General features: G+C 67.1%; 13 protein-coding genes and 2 pseudogenes. 5 read left to right on the top strand and 10 right to left on the bottom strand.

The window, feature by feature from the left end; translation table 11 throughout:
• From PA6_RS23405 to ettA, 6 genes and pseudogenes are all read right to left on the bottom strand, one after another.
• Nucleotides 1–104: pseudogene (locus PA6_RS23405) on the bottom strand (TIGR00645 family protein); the annotation flags it as partial.
• 183 nt (nucleotides 105–287) lie between these two features.
• A complete protein-coding gene (locus tag PA6_RS11585; RefSeq protein ID WP_021701109.1) occupies nucleotides 288–629 on the bottom strand; it encodes a PA4575 family protein in 342 nt (113 codons plus the stop codon).
• Nucleotides 630–806: 177 nt separating this feature from the next.
• Nucleotides 807–3,266, bottom strand: a complete 2,460-nt coding sequence (locus PA6_RS11580; RefSeq protein ID WP_021701108.1) for a Lon protease family protein — start codon at nucleotides 3,264–3,266, stop codon at nucleotides 807–809.
• A gap of 79 nt (nucleotides 3,267–3,345) precedes the next feature.
• A complete protein-coding gene (locus PA6_RS11575) occupies nucleotides 3,346–3,672 on the bottom strand; it encodes a TraR/DksA family transcriptional regulator (protein WP_021701107.1) in 327 nt (108 codons plus the stop codon).
• A gap of 133 nt (nucleotides 3,673–3,805) precedes the next feature.
• Complete coding sequence (gene gdhA / locus PA6_RS11570; protein ID WP_021701106.1) at nucleotides 3,806–5,140, bottom strand: NADP-specific glutamate dehydrogenase; 1,335 nt, start codon at nucleotides 5,138–5,140, stop codon at nucleotides 3,806–3,808.
• Between the two features lie 267 nt (nucleotides 5,141–5,407).
• Entirely contained in the window at nucleotides 5,408–7,075 is a 1,668-nt protein-coding gene (gene ettA / locus PA6_RS11565; RefSeq protein ID WP_043216584.1) for an energy-dependent translational throttle protein EttA, read from the bottom strand.
• Between the two features lie 419 nt (nucleotides 7,076–7,494).
• Here ettA and PA6_RS11560 point away from each other — a divergent pair.
• Nucleotides 7,495–11,506 (top strand): annotated as a pseudogene (locus PA6_RS11560) (sensor domain-containing protein).
• Between the two features lie 182 nt (nucleotides 11,507–11,688).
• The gene (glyA, locus tag PA6_RS11555) at nucleotides 11,689–12,942 is read left to right on the top strand and encodes a serine hydroxymethyltransferase (RefSeq protein WP_021701102.1); all 1,254 of its coding nucleotides are present in this window, start codon (nucleotides 11,689–11,691) and stop codon (nucleotides 12,940–12,942) included.
• Between the two features lie 134 nt (nucleotides 12,943–13,076).
• Here the strand turns inward: glyA and yjiA are convergent, their stop codons facing one another.
• The 3 genes from yjiA to PA6_RS11540 all read right to left on the bottom strand — a co-directional run bounded on the left by yjiA (nucleotide 13,077) and on the right by PA6_RS11540 (nucleotide 16,443).
• Entirely contained in the window at nucleotides 13,077–14,078 is a 1,002-nt protein-coding gene (gene yjiA / locus PA6_RS11550; protein WP_021701101.1) for a GTPase, read from the bottom strand.
• A 93-nt stretch (nucleotides 14,079–14,171) separates the two neighbouring features.
• Nucleotides 14,172–14,375, bottom strand: a complete 204-nt coding sequence (locus tag PA6_RS11545; RefSeq protein WP_021701100.1) for a YbdD/YjiX family protein — start codon at nucleotides 14,373–14,375, stop codon at nucleotides 14,172–14,174.
• Between the two features lies 1 nt (nucleotide 14,376).
• The gene (locus PA6_RS11540) at nucleotides 14,377–16,443 is read right to left on the bottom strand and encodes a carbon starvation CstA family protein (protein WP_021701099.1); all 2,067 of its coding nucleotides are present in this window, start codon (nucleotides 16,441–16,443) and stop codon (nucleotides 14,377–14,379) included.
• A gap of 153 nt (nucleotides 16,444–16,596) precedes the next feature.
• Here PA6_RS11540 and PA6_RS11535 point away from each other — a divergent pair, with 153 nt between their 5' ends.
• From PA6_RS11535 to PA6_RS11525, 3 genes are read left to right on the top strand one after another with little or no spacing between them, the layout of a single operon-like run.
• Nucleotides 16,597–17,778, top strand: coding sequence for a DUF3142 domain-containing protein (locus PA6_RS11535; RefSeq protein ID WP_021701098.1), 1,182 nt, complete (start codon nucleotides 16,597–16,599; stop codon nucleotides 17,776–17,778).
• Nucleotides 17,765–19,948, top strand: a complete 2,184-nt coding sequence (locus tag PA6_RS11530; RefSeq protein ID WP_021701097.1) for a hypothetical protein — start codon at nucleotides 17,765–17,767, stop codon at nucleotides 19,946–19,948. Before PA6_RS11535 ends, PA6_RS11530 begins: the two co-directional genes overlap by 14 nt.
• Entirely contained in the window at nucleotides 19,941–20,315 is a 375-nt protein-coding gene (locus PA6_RS11525) for a PilZ domain-containing protein (protein WP_021701096.1), read from the top strand. Before PA6_RS11530 ends, PA6_RS11525 begins: the two co-directional genes overlap by 8 nt.
• Nucleotides 20,316–20,379: 64 nt before the next feature.
• Here the strand turns inward: PA6_RS11525 and PA6_RS23400 are convergent, their stop codons facing one another.
• Nucleotides 20,380–20,529, bottom strand: coding sequence for a hypothetical protein (locus tag PA6_RS23400; RefSeq protein ID WP_155948009.1), 150 nt, complete (start codon nucleotides 20,527–20,529; stop codon nucleotides 20,380–20,382).
• Nucleotides 20,530–20,640: the final 111 nt, after the last annotated feature.

Below are 20,640 nucleotides of genomic sequence, written 5' to 3'. Positions count from 1 at the left end.
CCGCACTTCAGCGCCAGCGCCAGCAGCGCCAGGGACAGACCGAAGTAGATGGGCGCCAGCAACCAGCGCGAGGCGTACATAGCATTTTCGATAAAGCGTTCCATGTGATCTCGCCGAGTGGATAGAAAACTGGTCGCGAGTATACCCAGCCGCGCCCGGCGGGCAAGGCGACAAGCGCCGGTGGATTTTTATCCCCGCTTACTGTGGATAACCTTGTGGGCAGGCCCGGGAAGGATGGCTGTACGCCCCTGGCGGCGGGAAGGCCCCACAGGTTGGGCAAAAAGCGTTCAGCTCTCCGGCCGGGACTGGCAATCGCCACGCGGACGGCAGCGCACACCGTTGAGGCGGCGCAGTTCGGCCTGCAGGTGCAGGCGCCAGATTGGCGGCTCCGCACAGGGCGCGTAGCCCTGGTCGGCCAGGCAGCGGGCGATCGAGTCGAGAATCTCCTCGGCCACCAAAGGCCCGTGGAATGGGCCTTGCGCTTTGATCGCCGAGGGCTGGGCGGCGGACATGCCGGCGGCGCAGAGCAGCGTCCACAAGCCTTGCTGACCGGCCAGCGGACGGATCTCGCACTCGATGCGGGTAGTCAGGCCCAGGCACTGACGGGTAAGACAGAGGCTGCGCGGCATGACGGCGGTCCTCGCAAGGTCTGGCTTTCAGCCTACACCCGGGCACCGCACGGCGGAAGGTAAAAGTTATCCCCGCCAACTGTGGATAACTCTGTGGAAGGAACGGGGGAAACCACCCTGCGGCGACGCCCGCCGCGGGCGCCACCGGAATGCGCAGTGACTGACCAGTTGCCGCCGTCACTCCTTGGCGGCTTTCGGTGCCGGCTTGGCGCGCGGCTTGCTCTCCTTGGGCTTGTCCTTGGCGGCCTCCTTGTCCTTCTCCTCTTCCTCCATGCCCAGCTCGGCGATGCTGCGCAGGCGCTCGACCACCCGCGCGTTGACGCTGCCCTTGGGGAACTGGCCCTTGGCATCCGGCGCGCCGGCCGGCTCGCCGAGCAGCAGGCCGAGGGCCTCGTCGACATGGCGCACGGCGTACACGTGGAACTGCCCGGCACGCACCGCCTGCAGTACCCGCTCATCGAGCATCAGGTTGCTGACGTTGGAGTGCGGAATGATCACGCCCTGCTCGCCGGTCAGGCCGCGCGCCTGGCACAGGCGGAAGAAGCCCTCGATCTTCTCGTTGACGCCCCCCACCGCCTGCACCTCGCCGAACTGGTTGATCGAGCCGGTGATGGCGAAGCACTGCTTGAGCGGCGTGCGCGATAGCGCGGAAATCAGCGTGCAAACCTCGCCGAGCGAGGCGCTGTCGCCATCCACATAGCCGTAGGACTGCTCCAGGGCGATGCTGGCGGAGATTTCCAGGGGGAACTCCTGGGCGTAGCGGCTGCCGAGGAAGCCGGTGAGGATCATCACCCCCTTGGAGTGGATCGGCTGGCCCAGGCTGACCTCGCGCTCGATGTCGACGATGCCGCTGCCGCCCGGATAGACGGTGGCGGAGATGCGCGCCGGCACGCCAAAGGCCGAGTCGCCGACTTCCAGCACGGTCAGGCCGTTGCACTTGCCGATGGCCTCGCCAGCCGTGTCGATGAGGATGATGCCGGCCAGCATGTCGTCGATGATCCGCGCCGAGACCCGCCCGGTGCGGTCGGCCTTGGCCTTGAGCGCCCGCTCGATATGGCCGACGTCGGTGATCGCATCACCGGCCAGCTGGCGCACGAAGTCGGCCTCGCTGACCAGCTGGAACAGATCGCCGATGCGCGCCGACAGGCGCCCCTGGTGCTCGGCCAGGCGCGCGCTGTAGGTGGCCAGGCGTGCCACGGCGGCCGCCGTGAGCGGCGCCATGCCCTCCTCCGAGGTACGTGTCTTGAGCAGTTGAGCGAACTGTTCGAGGCTGTCGTCGCCGACGGCAATCTCCTCGTCGAAGTCCACCAGCACGCGGAACATCTCCTGGAAGTCGGAATCCAGGTCCTGCAGCGTGTAGTACAGCTGGCGCGAGCCGATGATGATGACCTTGAGCTGCAGCGGGATGACCTGCGGGTTGAGGGTCACGGTGGCGATGCGGCCGAGATCGCCGAGCGGCGATTCCATCTTCAACTGGCGCGAATGCAGGGCGCGCTTGAGCGCATCCCAGACGAAAGGCTCGCTGAGCAGCTTCTCCGCCTCGACGATCAGGTAGCCGCCGTTGGCCCGGTGCAGGGCGCCGGGGCGCAGCTGGCGATAACTGGTGTAGAGCGCGCCCTGATCGGTGCTGTACTCGATGCGGCCGAACAGGTTGTCGTAGGTCGGGTGCGGTTCGAACACCACCGGCGCACCGCCATCGCCGTGGTGGCCGACCACCAGACTGGGGCTGTACTGCTCCTCGAGCATCTCGCGGCGCTGCAGGTCCGGCTTGTCGTCGAGCAGCTGGTCGACCACGGTGCGCAGCAGGTTGACCTGCACCGCCTGCAGGTAGGCGCACACGCCGGCGTTCTCCGCGTATTTTTCCGACAGCGGCGACAGCAGCGGCTGCAGCGCCAGGCTGATGGTCTCCTCGTTGAGCTGGCGCAGCTGGTTGCTGCTCTCGCGCTTCCACTGCGGCAGGCTGGCCAGCTCCTCGTTGAGGCGCTCCTCCAGCGCCGCGATGTCGTCATGGAAACGCTCGCGCTCGGCCTCCGGCAGCTGGGCGAAGTCGGCTTCATCCAGCGCCTTGCCGTCCTTCATCGGGGTGAAGGCGATGTTGGCGCTGTCGCGGTACAGGGCCACGTCCTTCTCCAGCGCCAGCTTCTCGATCAGGTCCAGGGCCTTGTCGTAACGCTGGTTGAACACGCGGTCGATGGCGCCCTTCTTCTGCTGGTAGGTCGGCGTCTCGAACACCGCCGGGAAGGTCGCCAGCAGGTTGTCGATCAGGTGGCCGATATCGGCGATGAAGGCGGCCGCCGTACCAGGCGGCAGCTCCAGCGCACGCGGCTCGCGCGGCTCATCGAAATGATTGACGTAGACCCGGTCCACCGGGGTGGCCTGGCGCTTGGCCTCGGCCTTGAGGTAGCGCTGCACGAAGGAGAAGCGGCCGGTACCCGGCTCGCCCATCACATATACGTTGTAGCCGGGGCGCGGCATCGCCACGCCGAATTGCAGCGCCTCCACCGCGCGCTCCTGGCCGAGCACGCCGCGAAACGGCTCGAGGTCGTCAGTGGTGGCAAAGTTGAACTGGTCGGGAGCGCAGGGACGGGTCAGGGCATCGGGCGCCAGGCGCAGGCTGGCAGCGAAGGATTCGGGCATCGGAAGTCCTTGTCAGAGCGGGCAAGCCGCAAGATGGGACCATAATGGCGCCGCCCCGCCGCCGCTGGCAAGGCGCCAATCAGACGCCCGCGCGGTCGGCACAGCTCAGGCAGAACTCGGCCGCTGGCAGAGCCTGCAAGCGCGCCGGCTCGATCACCTCGCCGCAGCGCTGGCACACGCCATAGCAGCCATCGGCCAGGCGCAGGCGCGCCATGCCGACCTGTCGCATGCCCGCTTCCGCCTCGGCCAGCAGAGCTTCCAGCACCTCATCGTTCTGCCGCTCGACGGCCTGATCGGCGAAGTCGGCATTGCGCTGCAGACCGAGGTCGCGGCGGATGGCAGTGGCACGCCGGCTGTATTCGTCGTACAGCGCATCCAGGGCGGCGCGCGGATCGCGTGAAGTCATGGCAAGAGCTCCTTGGGTCTGATGGTTTCAGTGTGGACCTTTCCAGGCGCCCTGCACTGACCCGCATCAACACCCACGGCCGCTCGCCGCGCAGAGACTCTCGGGGCGTTGCGCCCCGACAGACCGCCAGGGGTCAGACCACGCCCTGGGCCAGCATGGCGTCGGCGACCTTGACGAAGCCGGCGATGTTGGCGCCCTTGACGTAGTTCACCCGGCCGTTCTCCTCACCATAGCTGACGCAGGCGTGGTGGATGTTCTGCATGATGCCGTGCAGGCGCTGGTCCACCTCGCCCGCGCTCCAGTGCAGGCGCATGGCGTTCTGGCTCATCTCCAGGCCGCTGGTGGCCACACCACCGGCGTTGGCCGCCTTGCCCGGCGCGAAGAGGATGCCGGCTTCGAGGAACAGGTCCACGGCCTCCAGGGTCGAGGGCATGTTGGCTCCCTCGGCCACGCAGATGCAGCCGTTGCCGAGCAGGGCCCGCGCATCCACCGCATCCAGCTCGTTCTGGGTGGCGCAGGGCAAGGCGATATCGCAGGCCAGCGACCAGGGACGCTGGCCCGGCAGGAAGCGCAGGCCGGGACCGCTCAGCTCGTCGAGACGTCCGCGGCGGACGTTCTTCAGCTCCATCATCGCCTGCCACTGCTCCTGGCTCAGGCCGGCCTCGGCGAACAGCGTGCCGCTGGAGTCGGACAGGGAAATCACTTTGCCACCCAGCTCCATCACCTTCTGTGCGGCGTACTGGGCGACGTTGCCGGAGCCGGAGATGGCCACCCGCTGACCATCAAAATCGCGCCCGATGCCCTTGAGCATTTCCTGGGCGAAGTAAACGCAGCCGTAGCCGGTGGCCTCGGGGCGGATCAGGCTGCCGCCATAGGCTAGCCCCTTGCCGGTGAACACCGAGGTGAACTCGTTGGACAGCCGCTTGTACTGGCCGAACAGGAAGCCGATCTCACGGGCGCCGACACCGATGTCACCGGCCGGTACGTCGAGGTCGGCACCGATGTGGCGGTACAGTTCGGCCATGAAGGACTGGCAGAAGCGCATCACCTCGGCATCGCTCTTGCCCTTCGGGTCGAAGTCGGAACCACCCTTGCCGCCGCCCATGGGCAGCGAGGTCAGCGAGTTCTTGAACACCTGCTCGAAGGCGAGGAACTTGAGCACCCCCAGGTTCACCGAGGGATGGAAACGCAGGCCGCCCTTGTAGGGGCCGATGGCGCTGCTCATCTGCACACGGAAGCCCCGGTTGACCTGCACCCGGCCGGCATCGTCGACCCAAGGCACGCGGAACAGGATGGCGCGCTCCGGCTCGACGATGCGCTCGATGATGCCGGCTTCCAGATAGCGCGGATTGGCTTCAAGGAAGGGCCACAGGCTGCGCAGCACCTCTTCCACGGCCTGGTGGAACTCGGGCTGATCGGGGTCGCGCTGCTTGAGGCGCTGCAGGAAAACGTCGACGGATGGCGTCATGGGGCTCACCAGAACTGCTTTTTATGAAGGTTTCGGGGCCGAGACTCTACCAAGGCAGATTGCACCGAGATAGGTCAAAATGACGCTTTTATGTATTTTTTTGGTGCATAAATTGTAAATGGCGGCCTGATTCGGCGGCAATCCCTGCCACAGAGCCACACCGATCACCGCATGGGCGCCCCGCGATGGCGCACACCAGGCTCCGTAATCGAACATGCACAAAACAAAACGGGGCCCGCAGGCCCCGTTCCGTGTTTCCACCCGCGCTTACTGCGCCAGCTTCTTGTAGCGCACGCGGTGCGGCTGGCTGGCCGCATCGCCGAGGCGCTTCTTGCGGTCGGCTTCGTACTCGGTGTAGTTGCCCTCGAAGAACACCACGCTGCCGTCGTCCTCGTAGGAGAGGATGTGGGTGGCCACGCGGTCGAGGAACCAGCGATCGTGGGAGATCACGATGGCGGCACCGGGGAAGTCCAGCATCGCCTCTTCGAGGGAGCGCAGGGTTTCCACGTCGAGATCGTTGGACGGTTCGTCGAGCAGCAGCACGTTGGCGCCCTGCTTCAGGGTCAGGGCCAGGTGCAGACGGCCACGCTCACCACCAGAGAGGTCCTTGACGAACTTCTGCTGGTCGCCGCCCTTGAAGTTGAAGCGACCAACGTAGCCGCGCGACGGCACCTCGTAGTTGCCGGTCTTGATCATGTCGAGGCCGTCGGACACCGCTTCCCACACGGTCTTGCTGCCGTCCAGGTCGTCGCGGCTCTGGTCCACGCAGGCCAGTTGCACGGTATCGCCGATCTCGATGCTGCCGGAGTCCGGAGTCTCCTTGCCCATGATCATGCGGAACAGGGTCGACTTACCGGCGCCGTTGCCGCCGATCACGCCGACGATGGCGCCCTTGGGCATGCTGAAGGACAGGTTGTCGATCAGCACGCGATCGCCATAGCCCTTGGTGACGCTCTTGAACTCGATGACCTTGTCGCCCAGGCGCGGACCGGCCGGGATGTAGATCTCGTTGGTCTCGGCGCGCTTCTGGAATTCCTGCGACTGCATCTCCTCGAAGCGCTGCAGGCGGGCCTTGGACTTGGCCTGGCGGGCCTTGGCGCCCTTGCGCACCCACTCCAGCTCTTCCTTCATGGCCTTCTCGTGGGCCGACTGCTGCTTGGATTCCTGCGCCAGGCGCTCGGACTTGGCTTCCAGCCAGCCGGAGTAGTTGCCCTCGTAGGGAATGCCGGCGCCGCGGTCGAGTTCGAGAATCCAGCCGGCGACGTTGTCGAGGAAGTAGCGGTCGTGGGTGATGGCCACCACGGTGCCGGGGAAGTCGTGGAGGAAACGCTCCAGCCAGGCCACCGAGTCGGCGTCCAGGTGGTTGGTCGGTTCGTCCAGCAGCAGCATGTCGGGGGCCGACAGCAGCAGGCGGCACAGTGCCACGCGGCGCTTTTCGCCACCGGACAGGTGCTCGACCTTGGCGTCCCACGGCGGCAGACGCAGGGCGTCGGCGGCGACTTCCAGCTGGCGCTCCAGGTTATGGCCGTCAGAGGCCTGCAGGATGGCCTCCAGCTTGGCCTGCTCGGCGGCCAGGGCATCGAAGTCGGCATCCGGCTCGGCATAGGCGGCGTAGACCTGGTCCAGGCGCGCCTGGGCATCCTTGATCTGGCTGACGGCCTCTTCCACTACTTCGCGCACGGTCTTGCTCGGGTCGAGCTGCGGCTCCTGCGGCAGGTAGCCGACATTGATGCCCGGCATCGGGCGGGCTTCGCCGTCGAACTCGGTGTCGACGCCGGCCATGATGCGCAGCAGGGTCGACTTACCGGCGCCGTTGAGGCCGAGCACGCCGATCTTGGCGCCCGGGAAGAACGACAGGGAGATGTTCTTGAGGATTTCCCGCTTCGGCGGCACGACCTTGCTGAGCCGATGCATGGTATAGACGTATTGAGCCATGAAATGACCTTGGTTCCGCTTGGAGATGTAGATTTGCAGAGAGGCGGCGCACGACAGGGTGGATCGCCGGTCGAATGGGCATGATAGCCCTTGCGCCCGCGCGCGTGCGGCAAAGCTACCGGAATGGTGGGCCAGGGGCAAACCAGGCGATGAGCAGTAATTGCACTTGGCCGCATTTCCGGGCATTCTAGTCGGCTTTGCAGCCCGCTCATTGCCATCCTGTCTCGGCAGCCTTATCAGCAGGGTATATCCGCTTGGCACTCTCCCGACCTCCCGCCTCCAGCTCCGCCCGCGACCCGTTGGCCCGCCCCGCGCGCGGCTCGCTGAAGGGCGCACTGGCACTGCTGGTGGCGCTGATGCTCGGCTTGCTGCTGTGGCAGCTGCATCAGGAGACGCGCCAGCTGGAGGATGCGCAGCGCATGCGCAGCCAGGAGCACGCCAGCCAGCTGGCCAACTACCTGAGCCTGGTGCTGCGCCTCAAGGCCGAGGCCGGGCGCGCCTTTCTCGCCACCCACGCCGAATCGCCGCCGACCGAGGCACAGCTGCCCGACCTGTCGCGCCGCCTGCACGGCATCTATCCGGCCCTGCACAGCCTGGCCTGGTATGACGCACAGGGCCGCCAACTGCTCGACACCGCTCCGGGCGCCCCCCAGGCCAGGCAGCTGCCGGCCGGTGAAAGCTTCCACTTCAGCTATGTAAGCGTCGATGGCGGGCTGATCCTGCTGCTTATCGAACATCCGCAGACGCGTGGCCGTTGGCTGGTGCGCCTGCGTCCCGCGGCGCTGAACAACTGGCTGCCCCAGCAGGGCTCCAACCTGCCCTGGCTGCTGCAGGACAGCGGCGGCCACACCATGCTGCGCCCGCCACTGGCGGCGACGCCGGCAGGCCAGGCCAGCCAGCTGCAGAGCATTGCTACGCTGCCGCTGAACTACAGCGACTGGCAGATCCAGGCCCTGTTCGACGCCGCGCGCCTGCGCAGCGAGATGCTGCCGCTGCAGGCCGGCAAGCTGTTGCTGTTCATTCTCTGCGCGGCCCTGGCCCTGCTCGCCCTGTTCGGCCTGCTGCGCGAACAGCGCAGCCTGCGTGCCTACCACGCACTGTCGCGGCAGGCGATGGAGGACGCCCTCGGCGCCCTCGGCGCGATCGACGAGTGCGTGCTGGTGACCCAGCCGGACGGCCGCATCAGCTACCTCAACCCGCGCGCCGAGCGCATGTTCGGCCTCGACCTGGCCGGCGCCAGCCAGATGCATGTGCTGGAGCTGTTGCCCGCACTGCGCCCCTGGCTGGACAACAGCCTGCACGAACAGAATGAGCCGATCGAGCTGCTGCAGGACGGCCGGCCAAGGCTGTTCGACACCGCCTGTCATGCCCTCTATACCGACAGCGACGAGCCGAGCCGAGCCTGGGTACTGCGCGACGTCACCGAACACCGCCAGAACCTGCGCGTGCTGCAGGACACCCGCCGGCGCTACCAGGACATCTTCGAAGGCAGCGGCGTGGCGCTCTGCGTGCTCGACCTGTTCGAACTGCGCCAGTATCTGGATGCCCGCGGCCTGCGCCACAGCTCGCAACTGGGCCCCTGGCTGGCGCAGGACAGCAGCCGACATGCCGAACTGCTGCGGCAGATTCGCGTCAGCGAAGTCAACCGGGTCGCCCTGCAGCTGCTCGGCCTGGACACCCCGCAGGAGGTCTGGCAACACCTGATCGGCGGCTCGCCGCTGCGCTCCGGCGGCGCCCGCCTGACCCTGATCACTGCCCTGCTCGATGGCGAGCGCGACATGATGGTCGAGAGCCGCATGAAGACGCCGCAGGGCCACGAGCGTTACCTCTGGCTGACCCTGCAGCTGCCGCGCCGCGCCGAGGAACTGCGCGCGGTGACCCTCAGCGTGCACGACATCACCAGCCGCAAACGCGTCGAGCTATCGCTGGTCGAGCGCGAGCGCTTCTGGTCCGACGTGCTGCGCTCGGTGCCGGATACCCTGTACGTGCACGACATGAGCAGCATGCGGGTGATGTTCAGCAACAACCGCCTGGGCCCCGACCTCGGCTACAGCAAGGACGAGCTGCGCCAATTCGGCGAGCGCCTGTGGGAGAAGATCCTCCACCCCGACGACGTCGAGCTGTACCAACGCGTGCGCAACCTGCAGAAGGTGGTGGGCGACGGCCAGCTGCTGCATTGCCAGCTGCGCTGGCGCCATCGCAATGGCAGCTGGCACTGGTTCGACATCCGCGAGCACGCCCTGAGCCGCGACCGTCATGGCCGGGTCAGCCGCCTGATCGGCGTGGCCAAGGACATCACCGGCGAGATCGCCGCCCAGGCCAGCCTGCGCGACAGCGAGCGGCGCTATCGCCTGCTGGCCGAGAGCATCAGCGACGTCATCCTCTCCAGCAACAGCGACCTGCAGCTGAACTATGTCAGCCCCTCGGTCACGGCCTTCTTCGGCTATAGCCCGGACTGGCTGCTGGAGCACGGCCTGCTCGGCACCGTGACCAATCCGCGCCAGCTGGCCAGCCTGCTTCAGCTGATCGAGCGGGTCCGCGACGCACGCAACCAGGTCGAGAAACTGTCGCTGCTGCAGGACGCACTGACCAGCCGCACCTTCGTCTTCGACTGCCTGCGTGCCGACGGCCGCAAGATCACCGTAGAAATGCGCCTGACCCTGATGTGGGACGAGCAGGGACATTTCGAGGGCGTGCTCGGCATTGGCCGCGACATCACCCAGCAGCGCCGCGCCGAGCGCGACCTGCGCATGGCCGCCACGGTGTTCGAGCACTCCACGGCGGCGATCCTGGTCACCGACCCGGCCGGCTATATCGTGCGCATCAACGAAACCTTCCAGCATCACCGGTTATGCCGGCAAAGAAGTGCTGGACCAGCTGCCCGGCATGCTCACCGCCGACCGCCAGCAGGCCGCCCAGCTCAGCTACATCCTCAACCAGCTCAACCAGCAGGGCAGTTGGGAGGGCGAGCTGTGGCTCAAGCGCCGCGACGGCGAGCAGTTCCCGGCCTGGGTCGGCATCACCGCGGTGCACGACGACGACGGCGACCTGGCCAGCTACGTGTGCTTCTTCAATGACATCAGCGAGCGCAAGGCCAGCGAACAGCGCATCCACCGCCTGGCCTACTACGATGCCCTGACCCTGCTGCCCAACCGCACGCTGTTCCAGGACCGCCTGCACACCGCCCTGCAGCACGCCGAGCGGCACGAGGAATGGGTGGTGCTGATGTTCCTCGACCTCGACCGTTTCAAGCCGATCAACGACTCCCTCGGCCACGCCGCCGGCGACCGCATGCTCAAGGACGTGGCCGTACGTCTGGCCGCCTGCGTCGGCGAGGACGACACGGTGGCGCGCATGGGCGGCGACGAGTTCACCCTGTTGCTGCAGGCGCGCAACACCCGCGCCGGCGCGCTCAACCGCGCCATTCACGTGGCCGAGCAGATCCTCGCCAGCCTGGCGCAGCCGTTCATCCTGCAGGGGCGCGAGTTCTTCGTCACCGCCTCCATCGGCATCGCCCTGGCGCCGCAGGATGGCGAGGAGCTGAGCCAGCTGATGAAGAACGCCGACACCGCCATGTACCACGCCAAGGAGCGCGGCAAGAACAACTTCCAGTTCTACCAGGCGGAGATGAACGCCACCGCGCTGCAGCGCCTGGAGCTGGAAAGCGACCTGCGCCACGCCCTGGAGCAGGGCCAGTTCCTGCTGTATTACCAGCCGCAGTTCAGCGGTGACGGCAAGCGCCTGACCGGCGCCGAGGCGCTGCTGCGCTGGAAGCATCCGCGCCGCGGCCTGGTGGCACCAAACGAGTTCATTCCGGTACTGGAGGAACTGGGCCTGATCGTCCAGGTCGGCGACTGGGTGATCGCCGAGGCCTGCCGCCAGCTCAGGGCCTGGCACGAGGCCGATGTGCGCGTGCCCAAGGTCTCGGTCAACCTGTCCGCCCGCCAGTTCGGTGACGGCCAGCTGGGCATGCGCATCTCGCGCATCCTCAACGACAGCGGCGTGCCGCCGGCCAGCCTGGAGCTGGAGCTGACCGAATCGATCCTGATGCGCGATGTCGGCGAGACCCTGCAGATGCTCAATAGCCTGAAGAAGCTCGGCCTGTGCATCGCGGTAGACGACTTCGGCACCGGCTATTCCTCGCTCAACTACCTCAAGCAGTTCCCCATCGACGTGCTGAAGATCGACCGCAGCTTCGTCGACGGCGTGCCCGGCGGCGAGCAGGATGCGCAGATCGCCCGCGCCATCATCGCCATGGCCCACAGCCTGAGCCTGGCGGTGATCGCAGAGGGCGTGGAGACCCAGGCGCAGCTCGACTTCCTGCGCGAGCACGACTGCGACCAGGTGCAGGGCTACCTGTTCGGCAAGCCGATGGCGGCCAGCCAGTTCGCCACCCAGTTCGGCGGCAACAGCCTGTTCGTGCTCACCTGACAGGACACCCGGGCCGCTTGAGGCCAGCTTGTCCGGCACTTGACCGCCTTTCATGTGCCAGGGCGCGGGACATCGGTTAGAATGCGCGCCTTCCTTAGAACCTGTTGACGATCTGCCGCGCGTCGGTCCTGTGTCGTTAGACAGACTCTTACTACCGCCCGCTGATAGATCAGGTGACCACCATGTTCAGCCGTGAATTGACCATTGCCCGCTACGACGCCGAACTCTTTGCCGCCATGGAGCAGGAAGCTCAGCGCCAGGAGCACCACATCGAGCTGATCGCCTCCGAGAACTACACCAGCCCGGCGGTGATGGAAGCCCAGGGCAGCGTGCTGACCAACAAGTACGCCGAAGGCTATCCGGGCAAGCGTTACTACGGTGGCTGCGAGTACGTCGACATCGTCGAGCAGCTGGCCATCGACCGCGCCAAGCAGCTGTTCGGCGCCGACTACGCCAACGTCCAGCCGCACGCCGGTTCCCAGGCCAACGCCGCCGTGTTCCAGGCGCTGGTCAAGCCGGGCGACACCGTACTGGGCATGAGCCTGGCCCACGGCGGCCACCTGACCCACGGCGCCACCGTCAACTTCTCCGGCAAGATCTACAACGCGGTGCAGTACGGCATCACCGACGCCGGCCTGATCGACTACGACGAAGTCGAGCGCCTGGCCGTCGAGCACAAGCCGAAGATGATCATCGCCGGCTTCAGTGCCTACTCGCAGATCCTCGACTTCCCGCGCTTCCGCGCCATCGCCGACAAGGTCGGTGCCTACCTGTTCGTCGACATGGCCCACGTGGCCGGTCTGGTCGCCGCCGGCGTGTACCCGAACCCGGTGCCGTTCGCCGACGTGGTCACCACCACCACCCACAAGACCCTGCGCGGTCCGCGCGGCGGCCTGATCCTGGCCCGCGCCAACGAGGAGATCGAGAAGAAGCTCAACTCCGCCGTCTTCCCGGGCGGCCAGGGTGGCCCGCTGGAGCACGTGATCGCCGCCAAGGCCATCTGCTTCAAGGAAGCTCTGCAGCCTGAGTTCAAGGCTTACCAGCAGCAGGTGGTGAAGAACGCCCAGGCCATGGCCGCGGTGTTCATCGAGCGCGGTTTCGACGTGGTTTCCGGTGGCACTCAGAACCACCTGTTCCTGCTGTCGCTGATCAAGCAGGACATCACCGGCAAGGATGCCGATGCCGCCCTGGGTCGCGCCTACATCACCGTGAACAAGAACAGCGTGCCGAACGACCCGCGTTCGCCGTTCGTCACCTCCGGTCTGCGCATCGGCACCCCGGCTGTCACCACCCGTGGCTTCGGCGAAACCGAGTGCCGCGAGCTGGCTGGCTGGATCTGCGACATCCTGCAGAACATGGGCGACGAGTCCGTGGTCGACGCCGTGCGCGAGAAGGTCAAGGCCATCTGCGCCAAGCTGCCGGTCTACGGCAAGTAAGCCTCAGCACTGCATGAAAAAGCCCGGCACTTGCCGGGCTTTTTTGTTTTTCTCCCTCTCCCTCCGGGAGAGGGCTGGGGCGGCCCGCGTAGGGTGAGGGTGTCATAGGCAACTCGCAGTCGCCTGGAAGCCCCTCACCCCCGCCCCCTCTCCCGGAGGGAGAGGGGAGCAAGCGCAGCGAATCCGGCACGAATCTCGTCCTCCGGCAGGTTGTCGCCGATGATTACCAGCACGCTCTGTCGCACTTCGCCCTCACCCCAGGGCTCGTCCCAGTCGAAGCCGTACAGACGCAGCACGCCCTGGAACACCAGGCGGCGCTCGTCGCCGGCCACATTGAGTACGCCCTTGTAGCGCAGCAGCGCGTTGCCGTGGCGCTCCAGCAGGTCTTCCATGAAGGCGCTCAGGCGCGCCATGTCCAGCGGCTGGTCGCTGCTCAGCACCAGGGTGCCGATGCGATCCGCCGACTGGCCGACCGGCGCCAGCGGGCGCAGCAGCGGTGCCGGGGCGATATCGGCATTGAGGTTGAAGCCGCGGATGTCCAGCAACTCGGCCAGGTCGATACGGCCATGCTCGACCACGCGCAGCGGCGCACGGCGGTTGATCCGCACCAGGCGCTGGCGCAGCGCCTCGACCTGCTCGGGTTCGGCCAGGTCGGTCTTGCTCAGCAGGATGCGATCGGCGAAACCGACCTGGGCCTGGGCGATGGCCTCCTGCAGGTGGCGCTCGGCGTTCACCGCGTCGACCAGGGTGACGATGCCGTCGAGCACATAGCGCTGCGCCAGCTCCTCGTCGGCAAAGAAGGTCTGCGCCACCGGCGCCGGGTCGGCCAGGCCGGTGCACTCGATCACCAGACGGTCGAAGGCCAGCTCGCCGGCGTCCAGCTTGTCCAGCAGCAGGAACAGCGCCTTCTCCAGCTCCACATGGATCGAGCAGCAGACGCAGCCGTTGGCCAGGGTCAGCAGTTCGACCGGCTTGTCGCCGAGCAGCTGGCCGTCGATCGGCGTCTCGCTGAATTCGTTCTCGATCACCGCCAGCTTGAGGCCGTGCTCGGCCTGCAGCATATGGCGCAGCAGGGTGGTCTTGCCGGCCCCGAGGAAGCCAGTAAGCACGGTGACGGGAATGGGTTCGGGATGCATCGCTCTCTCCAGAATGACACGCGCCACGACAAAGCGTGGCGCGTGGGTAACCTCAACCTACTTCGATAAGCGCAGTAGCTTACCGGGATAGGTTTAACAGCAGCGAATGGGACGCCCTTTACCGCCCCCGTAACGAGCCTCCTGGCGCTCGCGGAAGAACGCCTCGTAGCTCATCACCGGCTGGTCCGGGTGCTTCTTCTGCATGTGTTCCACATAGGTGTCGTAATCGGGCATGCCGACCAGCATGCGGGCGGCCTGCCCGAGGTACTTACCCATGCGACTCAGGTCGTTGAACATGTCAGGCGTCCGGGATCGGCTGGAAGGGGGTTTCCTTGTCGCTGCGTTCCGGCTTGACCCAGGCGGCGCGGCCGACCTTGAGCGCGTAGAACAGCACGCTGAGCACCACGCAGAGGAACAGCACGGTCAGCGTCGCGTTGGTGTACGCGTTGAAGATCACGTGGCTCATCTGCGTGGCGTCCTTGGCCGGGGCGAGGATCTGCCCGGCGGCCTGGGCATCACTGTACTTCTTGGCCAGGGCCAGGAAGCCGACCGCCGGGTTGGGGTCGAGCAGCTTGATCAGGCCGGCGGTGGTGGTGCAGATCAGCAGCCAGGTGGCCGGCAGCAGCGTCACCCAGACATAGCGCTGACGCTTCATCTTGATCAGTACCACGCTGCCGAGCATCAGGGCGATACCGGCGAGCATCTGGTTGGAGATGCCGAACAGCGGCCAAAGGGTGTTGATGCCGCCCAGCGGATCGATCACCCCCTGGTACAGCAGCCAGCCCCACAGCGCCACGCAGCCAGCGGTGGCGATCACGTTGGCGCCCCAGGACTCGGTCTTCTTCAGGGCCGGGACGAAGTTGCCGAGCAGGTCCTGCAGCATGAAACGTCCGGCACGGGTGCCGGCGTCCACCGCAGTCAGGATAAACAGCGCCTCGAACAGGATGGCGAAGTGGTACCAGAACGCCATGGTGTTCTCGCCCGGCAGCACCTGGTGGAGGATCTGCGCGATGCCCACGGCCAGGGTCGGCGCACCGCCGGCGCGAGCCAGGATGCTGTGCTCGCCGATATCGCGGGCCACTGCCTCCAGCTGCTCGGGGGTGATCAGGAAGCCCCAGCTGCTGACGGTGGCGGCCACGGTCTGCACGTCGGCACCGGCCACTGCAGCCGGGCTGTTCATGGCGAAGTACACGCCCGGCTCGATCACCGAGGCGGCGACCATGGCCATGATGGCGACGAACGACTCCATCAGCATGCCGCCGTAGCCGATGTAGCGCGCGTGCGACTCGTTGGCCAGCAGCTTGGGCGTGGTACCCGAGCTGATCAGCGCATGGAAGCCGGATACGGCGCCACAGGCGATGGTGATGAACAGGAAGGGGAACAGGGTGCCCTTCCACACCGGGCCGGTGCCGTCGGTGAACTGGGTCAGCGCCGGCATCTTCAGTTCCGGCATGGTGATCAGGATGCCGATGGCCAGGCCGACGATGGTGCCGATCTTGAGGAAGGTCGACAGGTAGTCACGCGGGGCGAGGATTAGCCACACCGGCAGCACGGCGGCGACGAATCCATAGCCGATCAGCATCCAGGTGATCTGCACGCCGGTGAAGGTGAACGCCGGTCCCCACACCGGATCGGCCGCTACTTGGCCACCCAGCCAGATCGACGCCAGCAGCAGAACCACGCCGATCACCGAGATCTCGCCGATGCGGCCGGGGCGGATGTAGCGCATGTACACGCCCATGAACACCGCGATGGGAATGGTCGCCATCACCGTGAACATGCCCCAGGGGCTCTCGGCCAGGGCCTTGACCACGATCAGCGAGAGCACCGCGAGGATGATGATCATGATCAGGAAGGCACCGAACAGGGCGATGGTGCCCGGCACCTGGCCCATCTCCTCGCGCACCAGCTCGCCGAGGGAGCGGCCATTGCGGCGGGTGGAGATGAACAGCACCATGAAGTCCTGCACCGCGCCGGCCAGTACCACGCCGGCGATCAGCCAGAGCGTGCCGGGCAGGTAACCCATCTGCGCGGCGAGCACCGGACCGACCAGCGGGCCGGCGCCGGCGATGGCGGCGAAGTGGTGACCGAAGAGGATGTGCTTGTTGGTCGGCACATAGTCCAGACCGTCGTTGTTGAGCAGCGCCGGGGTGGCGCGATTGGGGTCCAGCTGCATCACCTTGGTGGCGATGAACAGGCTGTAGTAGCGGTAGGCGACCAGATAGAGGGCGACGGCTGCCACCACTATCCACAACGCGTTGATGGCTTCGCCGCGACGCAGGGCCACGACACCCAAGGCACAGGCGCCCACCACTGCCAGCACTGCCCAGGGCAGGTGACGCAGCGGACTGTTGTTATTGTTCATGCTTACTCCTAACCGATGGACATATAAGCTGCCGCCCAAGCCTAGACCACGGATTGCCCCGGCATTATTCGACCTTGGTCTAGTACGCAGTCCAGAGCCGTTTCCGGGGTTACACTGACGACCTTTTCGGCGACCGCCAGGATGCTACGCCGCATGGTGCAACGTGCTTATCGCCCCCTGATTCCCCTGCTCCTGGCCAGCCTGCTCGGCTGTGCCGAGGAGGCCGCGCCGCTGGACCAGCAGCTGTACGTCTGGCAGCGCCAGTGGCGCCCGGCCCACGCCGAGGCGCTGGCGCAGAGCCGCGCCGACTTCTCCACCCTGCGCGTACTGGCCCTGCAGGCCCAGCCACAGGCCGGCTGGAGCCGCGCGCGGATCGATGCCGAACTGCTGCGCCGCGACGCTCGCCCGCTGATCGCCGTGGTACGCCTGGATGGCCAGTTGCCGCAGCTGGACCCGGCCGAAATCGGCCAGCAGCTGACGGCGCTGGTGCGCGACTGGCAAGCCGCCGGCCTGCGCCTGAGCGGCCTGGAAATCGACCACGACTGCGCCACCTCCCGCCTGCCGGCCTATGCCGAACTGCTGCGCGAGGTACGCCGACAACTGCCAGCCGAGCTGCGCCTGAGCATCACCGCCCTGCCCGCCTGGCTGGACAGCCCGGCGCTGGATGAGCTGCTGGCCAGCGTCGACAGCTCGGTGTTGCAGGTGCATGCGGTGAGCGATCCACAGCAGGGCCTGTTCGATCCCGAGCAGGCGCTGGACTGGGCGCAGCGCTATGGCGAGCTCAGCCGCAAACCCTTCCACCTGGCCCTGCCGGCCTACGGCGTGGCGCTCACCGCCAGCGGCCAGGTGGAGAGCGAAGTGACCTTGCGCCAGGCTGGCCCGCGCCGCGAACTGCGCGCCGAGCCGCAGCAGGTCGCCGCGCTGCTGGAAGAACTGCAGGGCGCGCTGCCCGCACACCTTGCCGGCATCATCTGGTTCCGCCTGCCCCTGGCTGGCGACCGCCGCGCCTGGCCGATGAACACCCTGCTGGCGGTAGTCCGCGGCCAGGCGCTGACACCGGCGCTGGGCCTGCAGCGCCAGCAGCGCGATGGCTTCAGCCAGTTGCAGCTGTTCAATGAAGGCACCCTGGCCAGCCCGCTGCCCCAGCGCATCGAGCTGCCGGCGCAAGCCTGCGAGGCGGCCGATGCCGTCGGCGACTATCGCCTCGAACGCCAGGCCGATCGCCTGCTGTTCATTCGCCGCAGTGAAGGCCGGCTTGATGCCGGCGAACGCCGCGCCCTGGGCTGGGCGCGCTGTGCACAGATCGACCAAGGAGGCATGCATGTGCAGTTCTAGAACCCTGCTGGCCCTGGCCATCGCCGGCCTGCTACCGCTGGCTACGGCCCAGGCCTGCGGCCCGGAATTCCCCTACCGCCTGCTCAGCGACCGCGCCGGCGCACTCGGCGAACTACCGGAGGGCAACTTCAGTTTCGAGGTCACCCGCATCGGTCAGCCCATCGCGGGCCTCGCCCAGGCCGGCAAGGCGACCCTGGAGCCTTATTGGGACGAAGACAACCAGCGCTACCTGGATGCCCGCGTCGGCGTTGAAAAGGAACAGCTGAGCGCCGAGGAACATGCCCTGGTCAGCCAGCTGCGCAGCCTCGTCGATGCCCGCCAGGCCGAGGCAGAGGGCGCGGCCCTGCCGGCAGAGCTACGCCTGTACACCGCCGGCGCCGTGGCCTTCGCCCAGTCCGACATGGCTCTCGCCGCCGAGTATTTCCGCCGCGTGCTGGCCCTGCCGGCCGCCGAGCGGGCGCGGCGCAGCACCTGGGCCGCCTATTCACTCGGGCGCGCCCTGGCCGTGCTGGCGGTCAGCGCGCCGGAGCAGTCACTCAGCGACAATGCCGCCGTGCAGCGCCAGCGCGAGCTGCGCCAGCAGGCGCGCGCTGCATTCCAGCAGGCCCGCGAACTCAGCATCGCCGGCCTCGACGATCCACTGGACCTGGGCGTGGCCAGCCTCGGCGAAGAGGCACGGCTGGCCCTCGAAGAGGGCGACTGGAACAGTGCCATCACGCTCTATGCCAGCCAGGCCAACCAGGCCTCCCCCACCGGCTACAGCTCGTTGCGCCAGCTGACCTGGACACTGGCGCGCATGGACGACGAACAGCTGCGCCCCTTGCTGGAGGGCCCGGCCGTCCAGCAACTGCTGGTGGCCCAGCTGTTCAGCCGCCTGGACGTTCACGACCAGGAAAGCCCGCGCCTGCTCGACATGCTGCGCCAGGCGCCGGTGCAAGCCGAGATCGCCGATCGCCTGGCTGCGCTGAGCTACCAGCGCGGCGACTACGCCAGTACCCGCACGTTTCTTGAGCGCGCCGGCGACAGCGGCCTGGCCTGGTGGCTGCGCGCCAAGCTGGCCCTACAGGCCGGCGACCAGGCGGCCGCCACCAGTGCCTACGCCAGGGCGGCCAAGGCGTTCCCCGCCGAGGAAGACTGGGGCATGCGCCGCACCGAGAACTGGGACTACGAGACCCTCAAGCCGCGCTGCCGCATCGAAGGCGAGATGGCCATCCTCGCGCTGGAGCGCGGCGATTATCGGGAGGCCTTCGACCAGCTCTACCGCAGCGGCGACATCTACTGGCAGGACGCCGCCGAAGTCGCCGAGCGGGTGCTGAGCCTGGACGAGCTGAAACGCTACGTGGATGCCGAGGTCCCGGCCCCACCACCTCTCAAGCCCGGCGAGACCCAGTACCTGTGGGAGCGCCCGCCCGCCACGCGCCTGCGCGAGCTGCTCGGCCGGCGCCTGCTGCGCGAAGGCCGCTACGCCGAGGCCGTGCCCTACTTCGTCAGCGCGGAGCTGCAACAGGCGGCGCGCGAGTACGGCGCGGCCCGCGAAGAGGCCGAGGATGCCTGGACCGCCATCGGCCGTGCCGAGGGCTATTACCAGGCGGCCCGCCTGGCGCGCAGCCAGGGCATGGAACTGCTCGGCTACGAGCTGGGCCCGGACCAGGCCTGGAACGGTGGCAACTACGGCGGCGAGTTCGACAAACCGGTGCAGGCCGGTGGCCTGCTCACCGCCGAAGAAGCCCGGCTGCAGCATGCCAGCGCCGCCCAGCCAAACCGCCGCTATCACTATCGCTGGGTCGCCGCCGACCTGGCCAACCGCGCCGCCGACCTGCTGCCACCGCGCAGCCAGGCCTTCGCCGCCGTCCTGTGCAGGGCCAGTGGCTGGATCAACTACCGCGACCTCGACGGCGCCCGACGCTATTACCAGCGCTATGTGAAACAGGGCCCCTACGTGGAATGGGCCGGCAACTTCGGCTTCGACTGCCAGGAGCCGGACTTCGCGCGCGCCCGCGAGCTGGCCTGGGAACAACGCGAACAGGCCGTGCGCCAGGCGCTGCGTCCGTTCAAGTACGCCTTGCCGCTGGTCCTGCTGGCGCTGATCGCTTCAGCCATCTACTGGCAGCGCCGGCGGCGTACCTTGGCTATAGTGGACAAAACCGCAGAGGAAACCCGTCATGAGTGATACGACCACCGAGCGTCGGCGCTTCCAGCGCATCGCCTTCGACGCCGCCACCGAGCTTGCCCAGGGCGAGCGAAGCTGGACGGTTGCGCTGCACGATGTGTCGCTCAAAGGCCTGCTGGTCAAGCGCCCGCGCGACTGGAACGGCGATCCCGACCAGCCCTTCACCGCCACCATCAGCCTGGATGACAGCACCCGCCTGCAGATGGAAGTGGTGCTGACCCGCACGCGCAACGAACTGCTTGGCTTCGTCTGCCGGCATATCGACCTGGACTCCATCAGCCACCTGCGCCGCCTGGTCGAACTCAACCTCGGCGACGAAAGCCTGCTGGAACGCGAACTGGCCGCCCTCGGCGAAGAGGACGACTGATCGCGCAGGGCGCCTACGGCGCCCTCTCTCGGTGCGGGAGCGCGCTGCGCCCCCGCCTGGTCACTCAGCGCTTGCGCGCATTCTCGGCCTGACGCTGGCGCGCCTGTACCCGCCGCATGCCCATGCTGGCCTCGCGGCGCTCCTCGGCGAGATCGCGCGGGCGACCCGGTTCGTAGTTGAGGGTTCTGGCGAAGAAATCGAAGAACAGGAACATGAGGTCATCTCCATTAAGGAACTGGCCTCAATGCTCCTCCCGCCGGGTTACAAAAAGATTGATCTGCGACAAGCCGTGCATGCCCAGCCCAGCGGCAGAGCGCCGCAGGGG

This window comes from Aquipseudomonas alcaligenes NBRC 14159, assembly GCF_000467105.1.
Taxonomy (GTDB): Bacteria; Pseudomonadota; Gammaproteobacteria; order Pseudomonadales; family Pseudomonadaceae; genus Aquipseudomonas; species Aquipseudomonas alcaligenes.
Note: the sequence above shows the minus strand (reverse complement) of the source record. Positions and strands in the feature narration are given on the sequence as shown.

Excerpts from the sequence above, each read along its gene's own strand:
- PA6_RS11585 (WP_021701109.1), bottom strand. The coding sequence starts at position 629 with ATGCCGCGCAGCCTCTGTCTTACCCGTCAGTGCCTGGGCCTGACTACC.
- PA6_RS11580 (WP_021701108.1), bottom strand. The coding sequence starts at position 3,266 with ATGCCCGAATCCTTCGCTGCCAGCCTGCGCCTGGCGCCCGATGCCCTG.
- PA6_RS11575 (WP_021701107.1), bottom strand. The coding sequence starts at position 3,672 with ATGACTTCACGCGATCCGCGCGCCGCCCTGGATGCGCTGTACGACGAA.
- gdhA (WP_021701106.1), bottom strand. The coding sequence starts at position 5,140 with ATGACGCCATCCGTCGACGTTTTCCTGCAGCGCCTCAAGCAGCGCGAC.
- ettA (WP_043216584.1), bottom strand. The coding sequence starts at position 7,075 with ATGGCTCAATACGTCTATACCATGCATCGGCTCAGCAAGGTCGTGCCG.
- glyA (WP_021701102.1), top strand. The coding sequence starts at position 11,689 with ATGTTCAGCCGTGAATTGACCATTGCCCGCTACGACGCCGAACTCTTT.
- yjiA (WP_021701101.1), bottom strand. The coding sequence starts at position 14,078 with ATGCATCCCGAACCCATTCCCGTCACCGTGCTTACTGGCTTCCTCGGG.
- PA6_RS11545 (WP_021701100.1), bottom strand. The coding sequence starts at position 14,375 with ATGTTCAACGACCTGAGTCGCATGGGTAAGTACCTCGGGCAGGCCGCC.
- PA6_RS11540 (WP_021701099.1), bottom strand. The coding sequence starts at position 16,443 with ATGAACAATAACAACAGTCCGCTGCGTCACCTGCCCTGGGCAGTGCTG.
- PA6_RS11535 (WP_021701098.1), top strand. The coding sequence starts at position 16,597 with ATGGTGCAACGTGCTTATCGCCCCCTGATTCCCCTGCTCCTGGCCAGC.
- PA6_RS11530 (WP_021701097.1), top strand. The coding sequence starts at position 17,765 with ATGTGCAGTTCTAGAACCCTGCTGGCCCTGGCCATCGCCGGCCTGCTA.
- PA6_RS11525 (WP_021701096.1), top strand. The coding sequence starts at position 19,941 with ATGAGTGATACGACCACCGAGCGTCGGCGCTTCCAGCGCATCGCCTTC.
- PA6_RS23400 (WP_155948009.1), bottom strand. The coding sequence starts at position 20,529 with ATGTTCCTGTTCTTCGATTTCTTCGCCAGAACCCTCAACTACGAACCG.